General features: G+C 59.1%; 8 protein-coding genes. All 8 read right to left on the reverse strand.

Annotation, left to right across the window (positions count from 1 at the left end; all coding sequences use genetic code 11):
• Window positions 1–62: 62 nt before the first annotated feature.
• A complete protein-coding gene (locus IGS61_RS08305) occupies window positions 63–1,283 on the reverse strand; it encodes a GumC family protein (RefSeq protein ID WP_230539146.1) in 1,221 nt (406 codons plus the stop codon).
• Between the two features lie 57 nt (window positions 1,284–1,340).
• Entirely contained in the window at window positions 1,341–2,294 is a 954-nt protein-coding gene (locus IGS61_RS08310) for a WxcM-like domain-containing protein (protein ID WP_230539147.1), read from the reverse strand.
• A 165-nt stretch (window positions 2,295–2,459) separates the two neighbouring features.
• Window positions 2,460–4,340 carry an SLBB domain-containing protein gene (locus IGS61_RS08315; RefSeq protein WP_230539148.1) on the reverse strand — a complete coding sequence of 627 codons (1,881 nt, stop codon included), beginning with the start codon at window positions 4,338–4,340 and terminating at the stop codon, window positions 2,460–2,462.
• A 56-nt stretch (window positions 4,341–4,396) separates the two neighbouring features.
• The gene (locus IGS61_RS08320) at window positions 4,397–7,258 is read right to left on the reverse strand and encodes a YjbH domain-containing protein (protein WP_230539149.1); all 2,862 of its coding nucleotides are present in this window, start codon (window positions 7,256–7,258) and stop codon (window positions 4,397–4,399) included.
• Window positions 7,259–7,683: 425 nt separating this feature from the next.
• Window positions 7,684–8,388: a DUF4197 domain-containing protein gene (locus IGS61_RS08325; RefSeq protein WP_230539150.1), complete on the reverse strand. Its 705-nt coding sequence runs from the start codon at window positions 8,386–8,388 to the stop codon at window positions 7,684–7,686.
• A 183-nt stretch (window positions 8,389–8,571) separates the two neighbouring features.
• A complete protein-coding gene (locus IGS61_RS08330) occupies window positions 8,572–10,161 on the reverse strand; it encodes an SEL1-like repeat protein (RefSeq protein ID WP_230539151.1) in 1,590 nt (529 codons plus the stop codon).
• Between the two features lie 3 nt (window positions 10,162–10,164).
• On the reverse strand, window positions 10,165–12,369 hold the full coding sequence (locus IGS61_RS08335) for an EAL domain-containing response regulator (RefSeq protein WP_230539152.1): 2,205 nt from the start codon (window positions 12,367–12,369) through the stop codon (window positions 10,165–10,167).
• 5 nt (window positions 12,370–12,374) lie between these two features.
• On the reverse strand, window positions 12,375–14,528 hold the full coding sequence (locus IGS61_RS08340) for an HDOD domain-containing protein (RefSeq protein WP_230539153.1): 2,154 nt from the start codon (window positions 14,526–14,528) through the stop codon (window positions 12,375–12,377).
• Window positions 14,529–14,728: the final 200 nt, after the last annotated feature.

Genomic DNA, 14,728 nt, shown 5'->3' on the forward strand with positions numbered 1-14,728 from the left:
AATTTCTATATTTTTTAAAATAACCATCATGCAGGTATGCAGCTAGGCAAGCTCGGCAAGAACTATCGCCACTTCGCGTACTCTCTCAGCGACTGATAGCGTGCAGCGTTAGCCGGATCAGCTTTCATGTACAAGCGAACTTCGTTCAGAAATGCCCACAGGGTAGCCAATATGGCGGCAGCGACGCCCGCCATCAACACCAGCACGGCGCGCGATGGCTTGGATTTTTTTTCAGGAACAATCGCAGCGTCCAGGACTTGAATCAATGAGCCCTCCTTGGCTTCATCCACTTTTGCAAATTCAAACTGCTTGGCAAACATTTCGAACAGGGCCTCCTGATACTTTACCTCGCGTACAATTCTTGTATATTCCTGGCCCAGTTCCGGCACCGCTCGCACTGCCAGCGAGCTGTCGCCCTGACCAGCATTGACCCCGCTTTCGATCTTGCTCAATTGCGTACGCAACCCGGCAAGTTCCTGCTGCGCGCGAATAAATTCAGCACTTTTATCGGTAACAAAAGTACGCAAGGTACCGATTTCAATTTCCTTCGCAGCGATCATGGCTTTGATCGTGGCTGCAGCCTTGATCGCACCTTCTGCCTGCTCATTGAGTTTGATCACACCGGTTTTTTCTTGCATCGCGCGTAATGCGGTCTCTGCTTGAACCAGGTCAGCTTTGGTCTTCTCCAGCTGTTTCTCAAAGAACAAACGACGCCTGGATGCCTCGGTGATGGCCAGTGTCGACGTCATTTTTTGCATTTCTTCGATATATGCATTCGTCACCGCAGCGGCCAGCTTGGGATCAGTATGGGTAAACTCGATGGAGATCAGGTTTTCCTTGCTGCTCATGATTTTGCTTGCGCTTTGCAGGTACAGGCGGGCATCACTAGCAAACTTGACTCCATACACTTGCTGCAGTTTAAACCGCTCAATCAGGCTGTCGGCCATCGTGCGGCTATTCAAAATACCCAGATAGGTATCGTTCGGGTTTTTCAGCGAACCGCCAGTCAGGCTCCCTAGACTACCAAGCTGCCCTAGCAAAGCATTGGCGCTCGACTGGGATTGCGGTGGCAATACCTGGGCACGCGCCGTAAATTTATTCGGTATCAATAGCGTAACACCTGCAGTTATCACCATAACAATTATGGTAAAAAACAAGATTTTCTTTTTATTTTTTACAATAATAATCAGCAAATCCAGCAGATTTACATTCGTATCGGCTTTCATAGCAGCCCCGCCACGTGGCAACTGACCGGACTCATTCACTAACGTTTTCTCAATCATTTATTTTCCCATTTCCGTACCAATTACCCAGGTCAGGCATACATCATTCTATTCAGATCATTCTGATACGATACTGAGAAATTCAGAGTAATCACGAATGTAGTCATTCGCATCGTAAGAATGTGAAGCAAATACCAGCAGTACTGCATCTGCAGAGTACTTGTATTGCACACCCCAGGTTTTCGGTGGCAGATAAATACCTAGATCAGGTGAATCGAGCACGAACTCCTGACGTACTTTTCCATCATCGGCGACAACGGAACACGATCCATGTACGCAGATTAAAAATTGATGGCAGGCATGATGAGCGTGTTCACCACGCAACTCTTTGCTGGGCACATCAAACACCAGGAAATAGCGCTCGGTATCGAATGGAATCTGTTTCTGAAACTCGCCGACCGACAGAGAGCCGCGAATATCTTTAATCAGAGGGAATTTATACAGGCGCACACCAGCGACACGACATAGCGCGCCGTCTTTCGTAAAGGCTGACACGGTTGGGAGACTGGCAGCCACTGTTTTCGGTGCCATGTCTGTCGAGTTGGTATACCCAATGACGCGGGCGGGGTTGCCCACCACGATGGCATGGGGTGGAACGTTGCGGGTTACCACGGCACCGGCCCCCACCATGGCGTTCTCGGCAATAATAACACCAGGCAGTATCACTGCGCCGGCACCGATGGAGGCGCCGTTACGTATGATGGTGCGGCTGAACTCTTCTGGATATTGTTTACTTCTTGGAAATTTATCGTTCGCGAATGTTGCATTCGGCCCCACAAACACGTCATCACCGAGCGTGATACCGTCCCACAGCTGGACGCCACATTTAATCGTCACGCGGTCGCCAACCAAGACATCATTTTCGATAAAAACATTATCGCAGATATTGCATTGGTTGCCAATTTTTGCACCTGGCAATATATGAGCAAACGCCCATACATTTGTTTCATCACCGATTGAAGCACCTGGCTCGATAATCGCGTGACTATGAATACGATTTTTTTGATTCATTTTTTTCACTAAATAATGAAGACTGAATTAACACCAATTATCTGACAATATGAATATGCGCTGAGATCAGTTATAGCCCGTCAAGCGAAGGCAATGGGCAAGCAACTGTCATATTAGCCATTACCTTCACTACAAGGGGAACGCAATAATCAACAGCTCTTCAGCTTAATCTTTCAACACTTTCAAGCCAGCCGCTCCCAGGCCAAACTGATAAAAGATCGATGTCCATTCCTTCAAACTCTGCATGAACGTACTGCGTTCAATTTTCTCAGGCACCACCACGGCATCACCTGGATTCAAAGCCGTGCCGCCAATACCGCTAAACCAGCCCGTACTTTGCCCACTCTTGGCCGTACCGTCCGCGCGTATCACATACATCTCGGATTTATCCGCGGTGGTGGTCAGACCACCGGCTTGCTGGACATAATCGTTCACCGTGCGCTGTGGGCGGTAAACAAAAGCGTTTTGCTGGAATACCGAGCCCAGCACATCCACCGTACCCGGGCGGCGCGGGATCAGAATGGTATCGCCATCCTGCAAGGGCAAGTCGGGCAAGTTCTTGATTTGCGTTTCGACGCCAGGCAAATCGAGCACAATACGGCCTTCGGCCTTGATGGTGCGCAATTTCTGCACGATGCGGCGCTGCTGCTCCACCTCGGCAGCGGTTTTTGCCGCATTTTCCTTGTCGCCAGAGGCGGCCATACGCTGGGTAGCATTCGATTCCAGGTCGCGCTCGAAACGGTCAGCCACTTCATTCAACTTGGCTTGCTGGGCGCGGCGTACTGATTCCCGGTTCAGCTGTGTCGCATACAAATAGCCGTTTTCATTCGCCCCCCCTACACGAGCGACCAACTCGCGTAAGGTCTCGCCTTTCTTCAGGAGAAAGATGCCGCTCTGTTTGGCTTCGCCGGCCACGCGCACGTATTCATTCTGGATTTGCGCTTGCACCGGCACCGCGCCCGGTGCAAACACACGCAGCACGTCGGTTGGTTTTACCTGGATATTCGCCAACTGGCCGCTGGTGACAGCTTTGTCGGCGATCAATTCCACCACCGTCTTGTATTGATTGTCGACGTTCTTTTCAACGATAACCTGCTTGGTTTCCGCTGCCGAATCAAAGCCGCCGGCCCAGCTCAATACATCGGCCAGGCTGGCATTGCCTTTCAATTCAAAAATAGCGGGCTGTTTTACATTCCCCGTCAAGGCCACGAGGGGACCGACTTCCGGAATATAGATGACATCGCCGTCGCGCAGGCTCACATCGCGGCTCTTGTCGCCTTTGGCCAGCATGTCGTACAAGTCGAAGGTGCTGACGGTTTGTGCGCCACGCTTCAATTGGATGTTGCGCATGCTGCCGGTGGCGTCCGGCCCACCCGAGGTAAACAGGGCGTTGAGCAGGGTGCTCATGGAATTCAAGGTATAGGTGCCAGGGCGCACCGCATGGCCAACCACGTACACTTGCACGGCACGCGTTTGCGCGATACTCGCCGTCAGGTCGAAATTGGTGTAGATCTTGCCAATGGCTTTCTTCAGATAGCCCTGCAAGTCCTTGTACTGCACGCCGCTGACCTTGATGGAGCCGACGCGGGGAATGAAGATTGCACCGCTGCGGTCGACCGTGGCGCTGACGTCGATATCGACCATGCCCCAGCCGCGTACCTGCAACTCGTCACCCGTGCCGATGACATAGTCCTGGTTCACTTGCGCGCCATCGAAGGGCGCGAAGGTAGATGGTACATCGCTGAACAAGTCCTTGCCGAACATGTTCAATTTTTGTCCAGTAACGCCTTCCGCATAGAGCTCAAATGCACCGACTTCAGCAACGGCGCGTTTGGCCGGACGGCTGGCGGGCGGATTCTGCACCTGCCGCTGCTCGCTACGGGCGCTGCGAATGGCCGGCAGGCCATTGCTGGTTTCCATCGATTGCATTTTGTGCATATCAATTGCATCAGTATCCTGTGCAAAAGCGGAACTCATTCCCAGCAGGCAAGCCGAGAAAATCACGTGTTTCACGAAAGGCGGGGGAGTACGAAGTTGCTTTTTCATGCTGGTCTTTGTCTGGATAAATGATGTTGTATGAGTAAAGGGAGCGCCATGCGCGCTTAATACTTGCCCTGCCAGGTCACGCTGATTTCTTTCGGTCCGGGATTGATCGACAACCCCGATTTGCTCTGGTCGCGCTGCGCGTGCCACAGCCAGCTACCCATGGCGTAACCGACGATGCCACCGGCGACCGTATCGGACACCCAGTGCTTGCGGCCAAATACGCGGCCGGCGGAACCGACGGCGGCCACGCTGTACAGCCATGGCGCATCGTATTCCTTGGCAAACGGCGTCACGGCGGCAAAGCCGATGGCGGCATGCGCGGAAGGGAACGCGGAGTTCGAGCGGGACGTACCGCTGCCGACGCGGCTCCACGCTCCGCGGTCTTCCTCCGGACGGGCGCGGCCAAACGCATATTTGCCAGCCACCGCCACGCCCGTTGCCGCAGCAACCGATTGCAGGGAAATGAGTCCCGTATTTTGCATGCGCTCATCGCCCAGGGCGAAAGCGGCGGCGGCGGCGCCCACTGCCGCATACGGCATGGCCTTGCCCAGCTTGTCCCAGTTGCGGTAGACCTTGGAATCTTCATGTTTCTTCACGAAACGGTCGACCGGTTTGTCGGCCAGCGCGGAGGCCACCACCACGCCGCCGACCACCGCCGTCGCCTTGAGCCATTCAGGGGCGCTCGGCGTAGCAGATGCGGATTGCTCCAGGCGCGCGCGCATGGCGGGCCATGGGCTGACAAAAGGCCGGTCCGGCGGATTGACGGCAGGCAGGTGCTGTTCGTCCGGGCGCTCGGCAAAGTTACCCAGGCCATCGTAACTGTGCATGTCGGCGCGCGGACGCTCGAACATGTCGTACAGGTCGCCCGGCGAAGCCACCATCTGTCCCACGTCGCGTGTCCATGGGGCGATGGCGAAACCGGCCGTCGATTGCGTGTCCATCGGCAACATGCTGTTCAGCGGTACGGACATGAAGATGCCACGGTCCTGGTATGGCTTCGATGGCGTACCGGGGCTGGTGATATCGTTGCCGTTGGTATGCGTGTACCAGGCGCCGACTTCGATACCGGACTGGAAGCGGCGCTTGAATTCCATGCGCACGCCCGTATCTTTGGCAAGGAAGCGGCCAGCGCGTGCCGTGACGGTAATGTCGTGCGGCAAGCGATAGTGCAGCGAGCCGATCGCCGTTACCGTCTTGTAGTCGCGCGAATCGAGCAAGCCTTTGTAACCACGCTGCTGCAAGGCATCGACGGCCACGTCGGCCGCCCAGCGGCTATCCTTCGGCAGGTACAGCACCTGGCCGCCCACACCACGGAACATGTCTTCATACAGGCCGGCCGACATGCGGGTATATACGCGCTCGGCGGGATTGTTGTATTTATTCAGCAAGACGCGGCTCAGCGAGAAACGTCCGCCGCGCAAGTATTCCGCGATATCGGTACGCACGTGCGGCAAGTTACTGTTCGATGGCTGCTTGACGCCCGATACCGTTTCCAGCAACTGCAGGCTGGCGGCGCTATTCAGGTACAGGCCGTCGCCCAGGCGGCGGTCGTAATTGGCCACGGCCGAAATCGAATAGCGGAAGGCGCCGCTCGGGTCGTTGAAGAAGAAGCCTACCTTGGGAGCGACCTTGAAGCGGTTCGCCTCCCGGTCCAGCGATTTGATTTGCACCACGTCGCCATCGACGCCAACGCCGACGGCCAGCTTGCCGTCGTCCTTGATGACATCGGCAGCCTTGCTGGCAACCGGCGCGGACACGGCAGGCGCAGTCGGCACAACGCCAGCAGGTGCCATGGCAGGTGCCGGTGCAGCGGCCACGACAGGCGCCGGCTTGTCGAGGAATTCCTGCAGCCAGCCTTGCTGGTCGTCCCGGATGACATCGCTTTTCTCCGGATAGCGCAGCAGCACGACGTCGAGGAAGGCCTTGCGGTCGATCTTGCCTGCCAAATAGTCATTCAGTTTGGGCAAATCAAAGAATTCGTAAGTGGCGACTGGCTGGTCCAGCTTGGTATACGTGATGCGCAGGGTCGTCACGCCCTTCGGCGTGAAGGCGACAGCAGTGCGCGCGGCACGGCCAACGGCGCGGCCCATGTTCGAAATACGGCTGTTCGTCAGGCTCAGGCTGAGAACATTGCCCTCTTGCTCGACACGGATATTCTTGTAGTCCTGCTTTACCAGGGCATTAACCAGGTCGGCGCCATACACGGGGTCGCGGTGCCATTCTTCCTTGCTCGGCAGCGGTGGCGGATTCTTGTCGTCCACGAAATACGCTGGCTCATACACCTTGGGGACAAACTCGCGCTCGCCAAACGGAATGCTGATAAAGGCATTCAGGCTGAACTGGTCGCGGCTGCGTGCCGCTTGCACGGCAAGCCAGCCCCAGCGGTACTCCAGGCCCACGGACGCGCCTTTGCGGCGCTTGCCCGCATCCGTTTCGCTGGCGCGGAAGTCGCGCAAGTAATTGGTGGTATCGTATTCGGCCACCACCGACCAGCGCGGCAATGCCGTTGGGGTCCAGCGCGCGCCGGCAAACACGCCGTCCGGGCGTTTATGGGCATAGCCCAGGCTCGCTTCGATATTCTTGCTGGCGCCAAAAGTCTTGGTGGCAACCACATATTGGCCCTTGAACAACTCGGTACCGAACAAGTCCGTCATGCCGACGGCGACAGACGGCATCCACTCCGTTTCCGTCCACAGGCGCAATTTACCGTCGACGACCTTATCCTTGTAGCGGCCATAGCCACTGCCATATTCTCCGGGCACATTGGTAAAACCGGGAATGCCCGTGATCGACACATAGCGCCCCGTCATTTGCAGGAAAGGCAGAATATTCGCCGTGGCCCATAACTGGCCATACGGGCTGTCGTAGCTGTAGCCGACGCTGAAGGTGCCGTCCGTTTCCACCACGGCACTGGGCATGTTGATATACCCGGATTGACCACCATGATTCGGAGTCGCGGCCATCGCCGACGGCGCGCCAAGCACCAGACAGCCACACCAGGTATATTTGATTGATTTTCTGAGTACGCTTAACAAATCCGGCTACCTAAAATATCCTGCACCTGGAATTCCTGAGAATGTATTCAGAAAATCAATGAGCTTGGGGAAACGTGAATGAAACGAAAAAAGGCCAACCGACGGGCATGTTGCAATGCCACGCATCAGTTCGCCACTAAAACTGGGCACACCCGTGCATCAAATCGTTGCTTAATCATGCCTCAGGAATGTATGTCGCAGAATTTTAACATTGTTTTCTTGTAGCAAATGCTTAACTTGTTTCCCTTGCGCCACACCTATCTACGCGGCGCAAACACCGCCTGCGGCACGGTGGCACGCCGGAACAATCACTTCAAACTGCCAAACACTTTGCCGATAATCTTGCTGCCGTAGGCCAACGGATTACTACGGATGGCTTTTTCTTCCTCGCCGATCATCAGGTACAGGCCAACGAGCGCACGGTCCGTGACGTAGCCTTCCACCGTCGACTGCTGCTGCGGCACGAGTCCCGTCTTGCCGATCTGGCTCATGGTGCTGTTGTATTTGCTGGCCAGGCCGGAACGGTCGGTCACGGATTTTACGATGGGCAAGAATTTGACGGCCAGGGGGGCAGAGGTCTTCTGGCGGAAAAAGTCCGTCACCGACGTGTCGCCACCGGACAGGATATTCTTTGCATCGGTCACGCTCATCGATTTGACCGCGTCGAGCAACAAGGGCTTGGCCATGGGCACAGCCGACTCGGCGGCACGGTTCATCGACACCACCAGATCATCCAGCTGCTGGCCACGGCCCGTCATTTTCAGCAAGGGTTTGGCTTGCTCCAGGATGCCGGGCAGCTTGATTTTGACCTTGTCGTTGTTCAGGAAACCATTTTCGATGCCCAACTTGGCAACGGCGGCGGCCGAACCGGCTTCCAGCGCCGCCTTCAAGCCATTGCTGGCATCCTGGTTGCTGAGAGCATCCAGGGGATTGGCGGCGCCTGCGCCGGACGACAGCAGCGCCAGCGCGCACAGGATGGCGGCGGGACGGCCAGGGAAAGGGTTCAGGCGCATGGTTTTTCCTTTTCTAAAGAATAGTCAGACCACCTTCTTCTGGCACCTTAGCACATCAAAACCGCGAATACTGCAGCATTTTTTGGCGTCTGAGGGGAAACAAGGGGGGCCGCAGATGGCGGAGGAAGGGGACTATACAGCACTTGCTGTTGTATTCGCGCACGTTAATGCCGGCGGCATAGCTTAGTCTGCTATCGCCGCCAACTGTTCGCGCACCCGCGCCAGATCCGTCTCGCGCATGCGCGCCGCCGTCTGGCGCAAGGATTTTTCCGCACCGGCCACGCCGGCCGCCAGCGCCATCGACAGCCAGATATACGCCTGCTGCAAATCGAGCGGGCCACCCTGGCCGCTGGCCGCCATCAAGCCCAGATTCATTTGTGCCCGCGCATGGCCCTGGCGCGCAGCCAGCGCATACCAGTCCCAGGCGGCGGCATAATCCTGCGGCACATCCTGGCCATTGTCATGCCGCAGGCCCAGCGCGAACTGCGCCAGGCTGTGGCCCTGCGCGGCGGCGCGGCAATAGCAGGCGCAAGCCTGCTGGCTATCGGGCGCCGGGCCATCGTCGCGGTCATGCAACACTCCCTGCATGTATTGCGCCGGTGCGTAATCCTGCTCGGCGGCGCGGCGGTACCACTCCAGCGCCAGCGACAGATCCTGCGGCACGCCCTGGCCATGTTCGTAGCGCAGGCCCAGGTCGAACTGGGCCCGCACATGCCCCTGGTCGGCCGCCTTGCGGTACCAGAAGATGGCTTCCTGCGCATCGGCAGGCATGCCCTGCCCATGCTCGTACAACAGTCCCAGCTGATACTGCGCGGCGGGGAAGCCCTGCCCTGCCGCCTGGCGGTAAAACACCTGCGCCCGGGTATAGTCCTGCGCGCCATGCTCATGGTGCAGGCCCAGATTGTGCTGGGCCGCCGCGTGCCCCTGGCCAGCCGCCTTCACATACCACGCAAGCGCCGCCTGTTTATCGCAGGGCACGCCCTGGCCATTGTCGTAGATCAGGCCCAGGTTGAACTGCGAACTGGCGTGGCCCTGCTCGGCCGCGCGCCGGTACCAGGCGATCGCCTGCCGGCTGTCCTGCGGCAGCACGTCGCCATTTTCATAGCGCAGCGCCAGGTTGAACTGGGCCGGCGCATAGCCCTGCTCGGCCGCCTTGCGCATCCAGGCGGTCGCCTGCTGGCGATCCTGCCGCACGCCTTGGCCATTGTCGTAGCGCAAGCCCAGGTTGAACTGCGCGCGCGCATAGCCCTGTTCCGCCGCCTTGCGGTACCAATTGATGGCTTGCACGAAATCCTGCGGCACGCCCTTGCCATTGTCATACATCATGCCCAGATTATTTTGCGCACCCGCGTCGCCCTGTTCCGCCGCGCGGCTGAACCACAGCATGGCTTGCGCACTATCTTGCGCAAGACCCTGGCCCTTGGCATACAGCCAACCCAGGTTGTACTGCGCCGCCGCGTAACCCTGTTCGGCCGCCTTCTGATACCAGTGCGCGGCCTGCGCAAAATCCTGCGCCACGCCCTGCCCCTTCTGGCACATCACGCCTAGGTTGTACTGCGCGTGTTCGAGCCCCTGCGCGGCGGCCAGGCCATACCAGTGCAGCGCCAGCGCATAGCTTTGCTCGATACCCTGGCCATTGAAATGCATGAAGCCGAGACTGTGCTGGGCATTCGCATTGCCCTTCTCGGCCAGGCCCTTCAGGCGCAGGAAATCAGCCGTGTAATGAGCGGCCGTGGAATGCGCAGCCGTAGAACGGGGAGCGGCGAGCGGCATGGGTCAGGCCTCGATGGCCAGCGTCCGGGACGCTGCGGGAGCCGCATCGGCGATCAGGCGATTCTGCTCCTGCAGCACACCGATGAAGCTGCCCAGCGAAATGGGCCGGTGGTACAGATAGCCCTGCATCGTGGTGCAGCCCTTGTCCTGCAGGTAACGCGCCTGGCCTTCCGTTTCCACGCCTTCGGCAATCAGGTGCAAGCCCAGTCCACGCGCAATCGAAATGATGGCCAGGATGACGGGATAGTGTCCCTGCTCGTCGTGAATTTCCTTCACAAACGACTGGTCGATCTTGATGGTGTGGATGGGGAAGCGGTGCAGGTACGACAGCGACGAATAGCCGGTGCCGAAATCGTCGATGGCGACCGACACGCCCAGCTGGCACAGCTTGTTCAACTGCTCGATCGCATATTGCGGGTTGCGGATGCAGATGTTTTCCGTGATCTCCACTTCGATCTTTTCCGGCGCGATGCCATAGCGCGTCAGCGCGCCGCGCATCTTCTCGAAAAAGTCGCCCCGGTCTAGGTATTGCGGCGACAGATTGAGCGACAGGCGCACGGCCTCGCCACCAGCCGCGTTCCACTGCACCAGGTCGCGGCACAGGGCGCCCAGCATCCAGTCCGAGATCGGCAGCATCAAACCGTTTTCCTCGGCGAACGGCAAGAATTCGCCGGCCGTCAGCAAGCCCCGCTGCGGGTGGTTCCAGCGCATCAACCCTTCGGCGCCAACGATGCGGCCCGTCATCACGTCCACCTGCGGCTGGTAATACATCTCCAGCTGGTTCAGCTCCAGCGCCTTGCGCAGGCTCTGTTCGAGGGCGATCTTCTGGTGCGATACGTCGAGCATGGACTCGTGATAAAAACTGTGGCCGTTCTTGCCCAGCGCCTTGACCTGGTACATGGCGATATCGGCGTGGCGCAGCAGCTCGTCGATGGTCTCGCCGTCGCCCGGATAGATGGCGATGCCAATGGAGGCCGAGATATGCACCTGGTTGCCATCGAGGTCGAAGGGCTGGTGCAGGCATTCGAGGAATTTGTCGGCGATCAGGCGCGCATCCTGGCGGTCGCGCAGTTCCGGCAGCACGATGGTGAATTCATCGCCGCCCTGGCGCGCCAGCGTGTCGCCGCGGCGCAGGCAATCCTTCAGGCGCAGCGCCACCTGCTGCAGCAACTCGTCGCCCTTCACGTGGCCCAGGGTATCGTTGACCAGCTTGAAGCGGTCCAGGTCGATGAACATCACGGCCAGTTCCGTCAGCTTGCGGCGCGCCTGGATCACGGCCAGGCCCAGGCGATCCTTGAACAGCATGCGGTTCGGCAGGTCCGTCAGGATATCGTGGTAGGCCTGGTAGGAAATGACTTCTTCGGCGCGCTTGCGGTCGGTGATGTCGCGCGCCACGCCGTAGGTACCGAAGTATTCCTGCTTGCGGGCCTCGTGATCGAGGTTGTGCATGCCGATCGAATTGAGCGGAACCGTCATCAGCGTGTTGTTGAAGGTACGGTCGCTGCCGCTGCCACTATGGCACTTCAGGCGCAATTCCACATTGCGCGAAGCGCGCTCGTCGAGGCGGCGTTCATTGAAGGCATAGCGCGCCCGCTCCTGGTCTTCATCGTGCACGAGGATGGAATAATGGCTGCCGATCAGCTCTTCGCGGCTAAAGCCCAGCAACTGGTGCACCCTGTCGTTGATGAAGGTGATGCGGCCTTCGTGGTTCAGGGTATAGATGATGTCGGGCGAGCTGTCGACCAGGTAGCGGTACATCTTTTCCGAGTTTTCCAGCTGCAGCGCGATGCGCTCGTTCTCCAGCGCCAGCTTGCGCTTTTGCAGCGCGTTCTCCACCGTCTTGAGCAGCTCCTCGCGGCTGTACGGCTTGCGCAAATAGTCATAGGCGCCGCGTTTCAGGGCACCGATGGCCGCCTCGATGCCAACGTCGCCGCTCATGACGATCACGTCGCCCTCGATGCCGCGCCGGTTGATGTGGTCCATGATTTCATGGCCGCTCATGTCGGGCAGGCGCAAATCGAGCAGGATCAGGTCGAAACGCAGCTTCGACAACTGCGCCAGCGCCTCGCTGCCGCAGGTGGCCGTGTACAGCTGGTAGCCCCGGTCCTTCAGCAATTCGTGGAGGGAAGCGAGCAGACGGGGTTCGTCGTCGACCAGCAGGATGCGCGGGCTGTTTTCCAGGTCAAATGGAATGGCGGAGGAGTTCATGGACGTTACGAAGACAAGGCGGTATTACCGGGCGCGGGCAGCGCGGCTGCAGCGCTCGTCGGCAAGGGAATGGGCAGCAGGATTTCAAACGAGGTGCCCGACTTGCTGCTGCGGCAGCCGATCACGCCATGCAGGCGCGCGACCAGCTCATGCACAATGGACAAGCCCAGGCCGTGATGCGCCCCGTCCTTGCTGCTGCGCACAGGGGAAAACAGATTGGCCAGCACTTCCGGCGCCAGGCCGGCGCCATTGTCGCTGACGCACAGTTCCAGATACAGGCGACGGTCGCGGTTGACGTGGCCACGGTTCGCCACTTCGATGCGCCCGCCATCGGGCAAGGCTTCGACGGCGTTTTTCAGCAGATTGAGCAGGATTTGCTTGAGCATGCCGGCATCGGCCTCCACCTCGCATGGCGCGTCCTGCATGCGCGTGACCACCTCGATCTTCGGCGGCAGGAAGTCGGTGGCGCGGAACAGGCGCAGCACATCGTCGACGACGCGCGCGCAATCGGTGACGCCGCTGGCGGCCGCCGGCTGCAGATCAGCCAGGCCGCCGATCAGCTGGCCGACGCGGTCGATTTCCTCGTTCAGGATAGCCATCTCGCTGCTGACCGGCTCCTGTTTCTCCAGCTTGTGATCGAGTACGCTCAGATAGTTCTTGATGATGGACAGCGGGTTATTCACTTCATGCACGACGCGGCGCGACGCGGCGCGGTATTCCTCGGTCACGTGATCGAGCTGGCGCCGTGCCAGGCCGCGCGCGCTGATGGCCGCTTCCAGCGCCATGGCGGCCTGGTTGGCATACGCGCGCAGGAACCCCTCGCGCTTCTGGCAGGCGGGAATCTGCCAGGCCGCCACGCCGCCAATCAAGACGCCCAGGCTGCGCTGGCCCGACACCAAAGGCACGCAGACCAGGCTGTCGGTACCGAGAATGCGGAACAGCTGCTCCTCGACGATGCCCAGCGCGGGCATGTCGCGTTTCAGGAACGCCAGCTGGCACTCCAGTGCGGAGGCGGCCAGCGGACCGCCCTTGGCCAGCGGGATCGAAAAGCCGGCCAGGCGCTGCTGATGTTCGCCCGCCGCCACGCCCACCAGTGCATGACCGGTGGGGTTTTGCAGCAGGATGACGGCCGTATCGAAATCGAACAGGATGCGCGCCGAGCGCGTGATGGCTTCGAGCAGGCTGCTCTCGCCCTCTTGCCGGGCAAAGGTCTGGCCCACCTCGGACACCAGCACCATGTTGCGTACTTCGTCGGACAGACGCTGCTGCACCGGATCGACGGCTGGCGGCGCATACGCGGGCGGCGTGGCGACATCGTCCGCGCCGGCCAGGTCGATGCCCAGGTGCTGCGCGGCCTGCGCCACCTGGCGCGCCACGCTGCCGGCCAGCTCTTCCAGTACCTCGGCGTCCAGCGCGCACAGGCTTGCCGCCTGCGTAATCGACTCCGCATCGTCGGCATGGCAGCACAGCAGGTGCGCCAGGCGCACGATGCGGATCAAGGGATGGCTCGCTTCCAGGCGCGCCAGCGGTTCATGGTGATACAGCACGCTGTCGGCCAGGAAGGAATCGAGATGCCAGCGCTCGATCAGCCAGGCGCCCGCTTCGGCATGCGTAATCTGCAAGGTGCGCAGCTCCACCGCGCACAGGGCGGCATCGTCGCGCGCCGTAAAATTGAACGCATATTCCTTTGGCGCCGTGGCCAGCAAGGCCAGGCGGCCCACGTTGTGCAGCAAGCCCGCCAGATACGCTTCCTCGACGTGCGGATAGGCCATGGCCTTGGCCAGCGCGCGCGCCATGACGGCGGCCGACAGCGAGCTTTTCCAGAAGGCGCGCAAATCCGTGCTGCCGGAATGGGGGAAGCTGTTAAAAGTCTGGAAAACGGATTCGCTGATGACCAGCGTCTTGATCATGTCCGTGCCCAGCGACACGAGCGACTGTTCCAGACTGGCGACCTTGCCCTGGCGATGGTAGGCCGAGCTGTTGGCCACGCCGAGGATCTTGCTGGCCATGCCGGCATCCTTGGCGATCAGGGCGGCCAGCTCCGGCATGCCGGCATCGTCGGCCTGCAGGTGGGCGATCAGCTTGATGAGAATCTGCGGCATGGCCGGCAGGCGGGCAATCAGCAGGCGATTGCGAATATCTTGATCAGATTGATGCATCGTATCAGGCATTGCCGGTTCGAAAAGGATGAGCGCTTAGCAGCGAAGCGCGGCCACGTTCAGAGGAATCCTCCACTCCTGTAACCAAAAAAATATCGCCTGAGAGGATGCCGGGAAAAAAAGTCATCTTATCATAAGCGCCGGATATTACTTGCAATATAGAAAATTAAGTTGAAATAAATCCAGCGTTCTGCCATGGA

Source organism: Janthinobacterium sp. FW305-129 (genome assembly GCF_020858115.1).
Classification (GTDB): Bacteria; Pseudomonadota; Gammaproteobacteria; order Burkholderiales; family Burkholderiaceae_D; genus Janthinobacterium.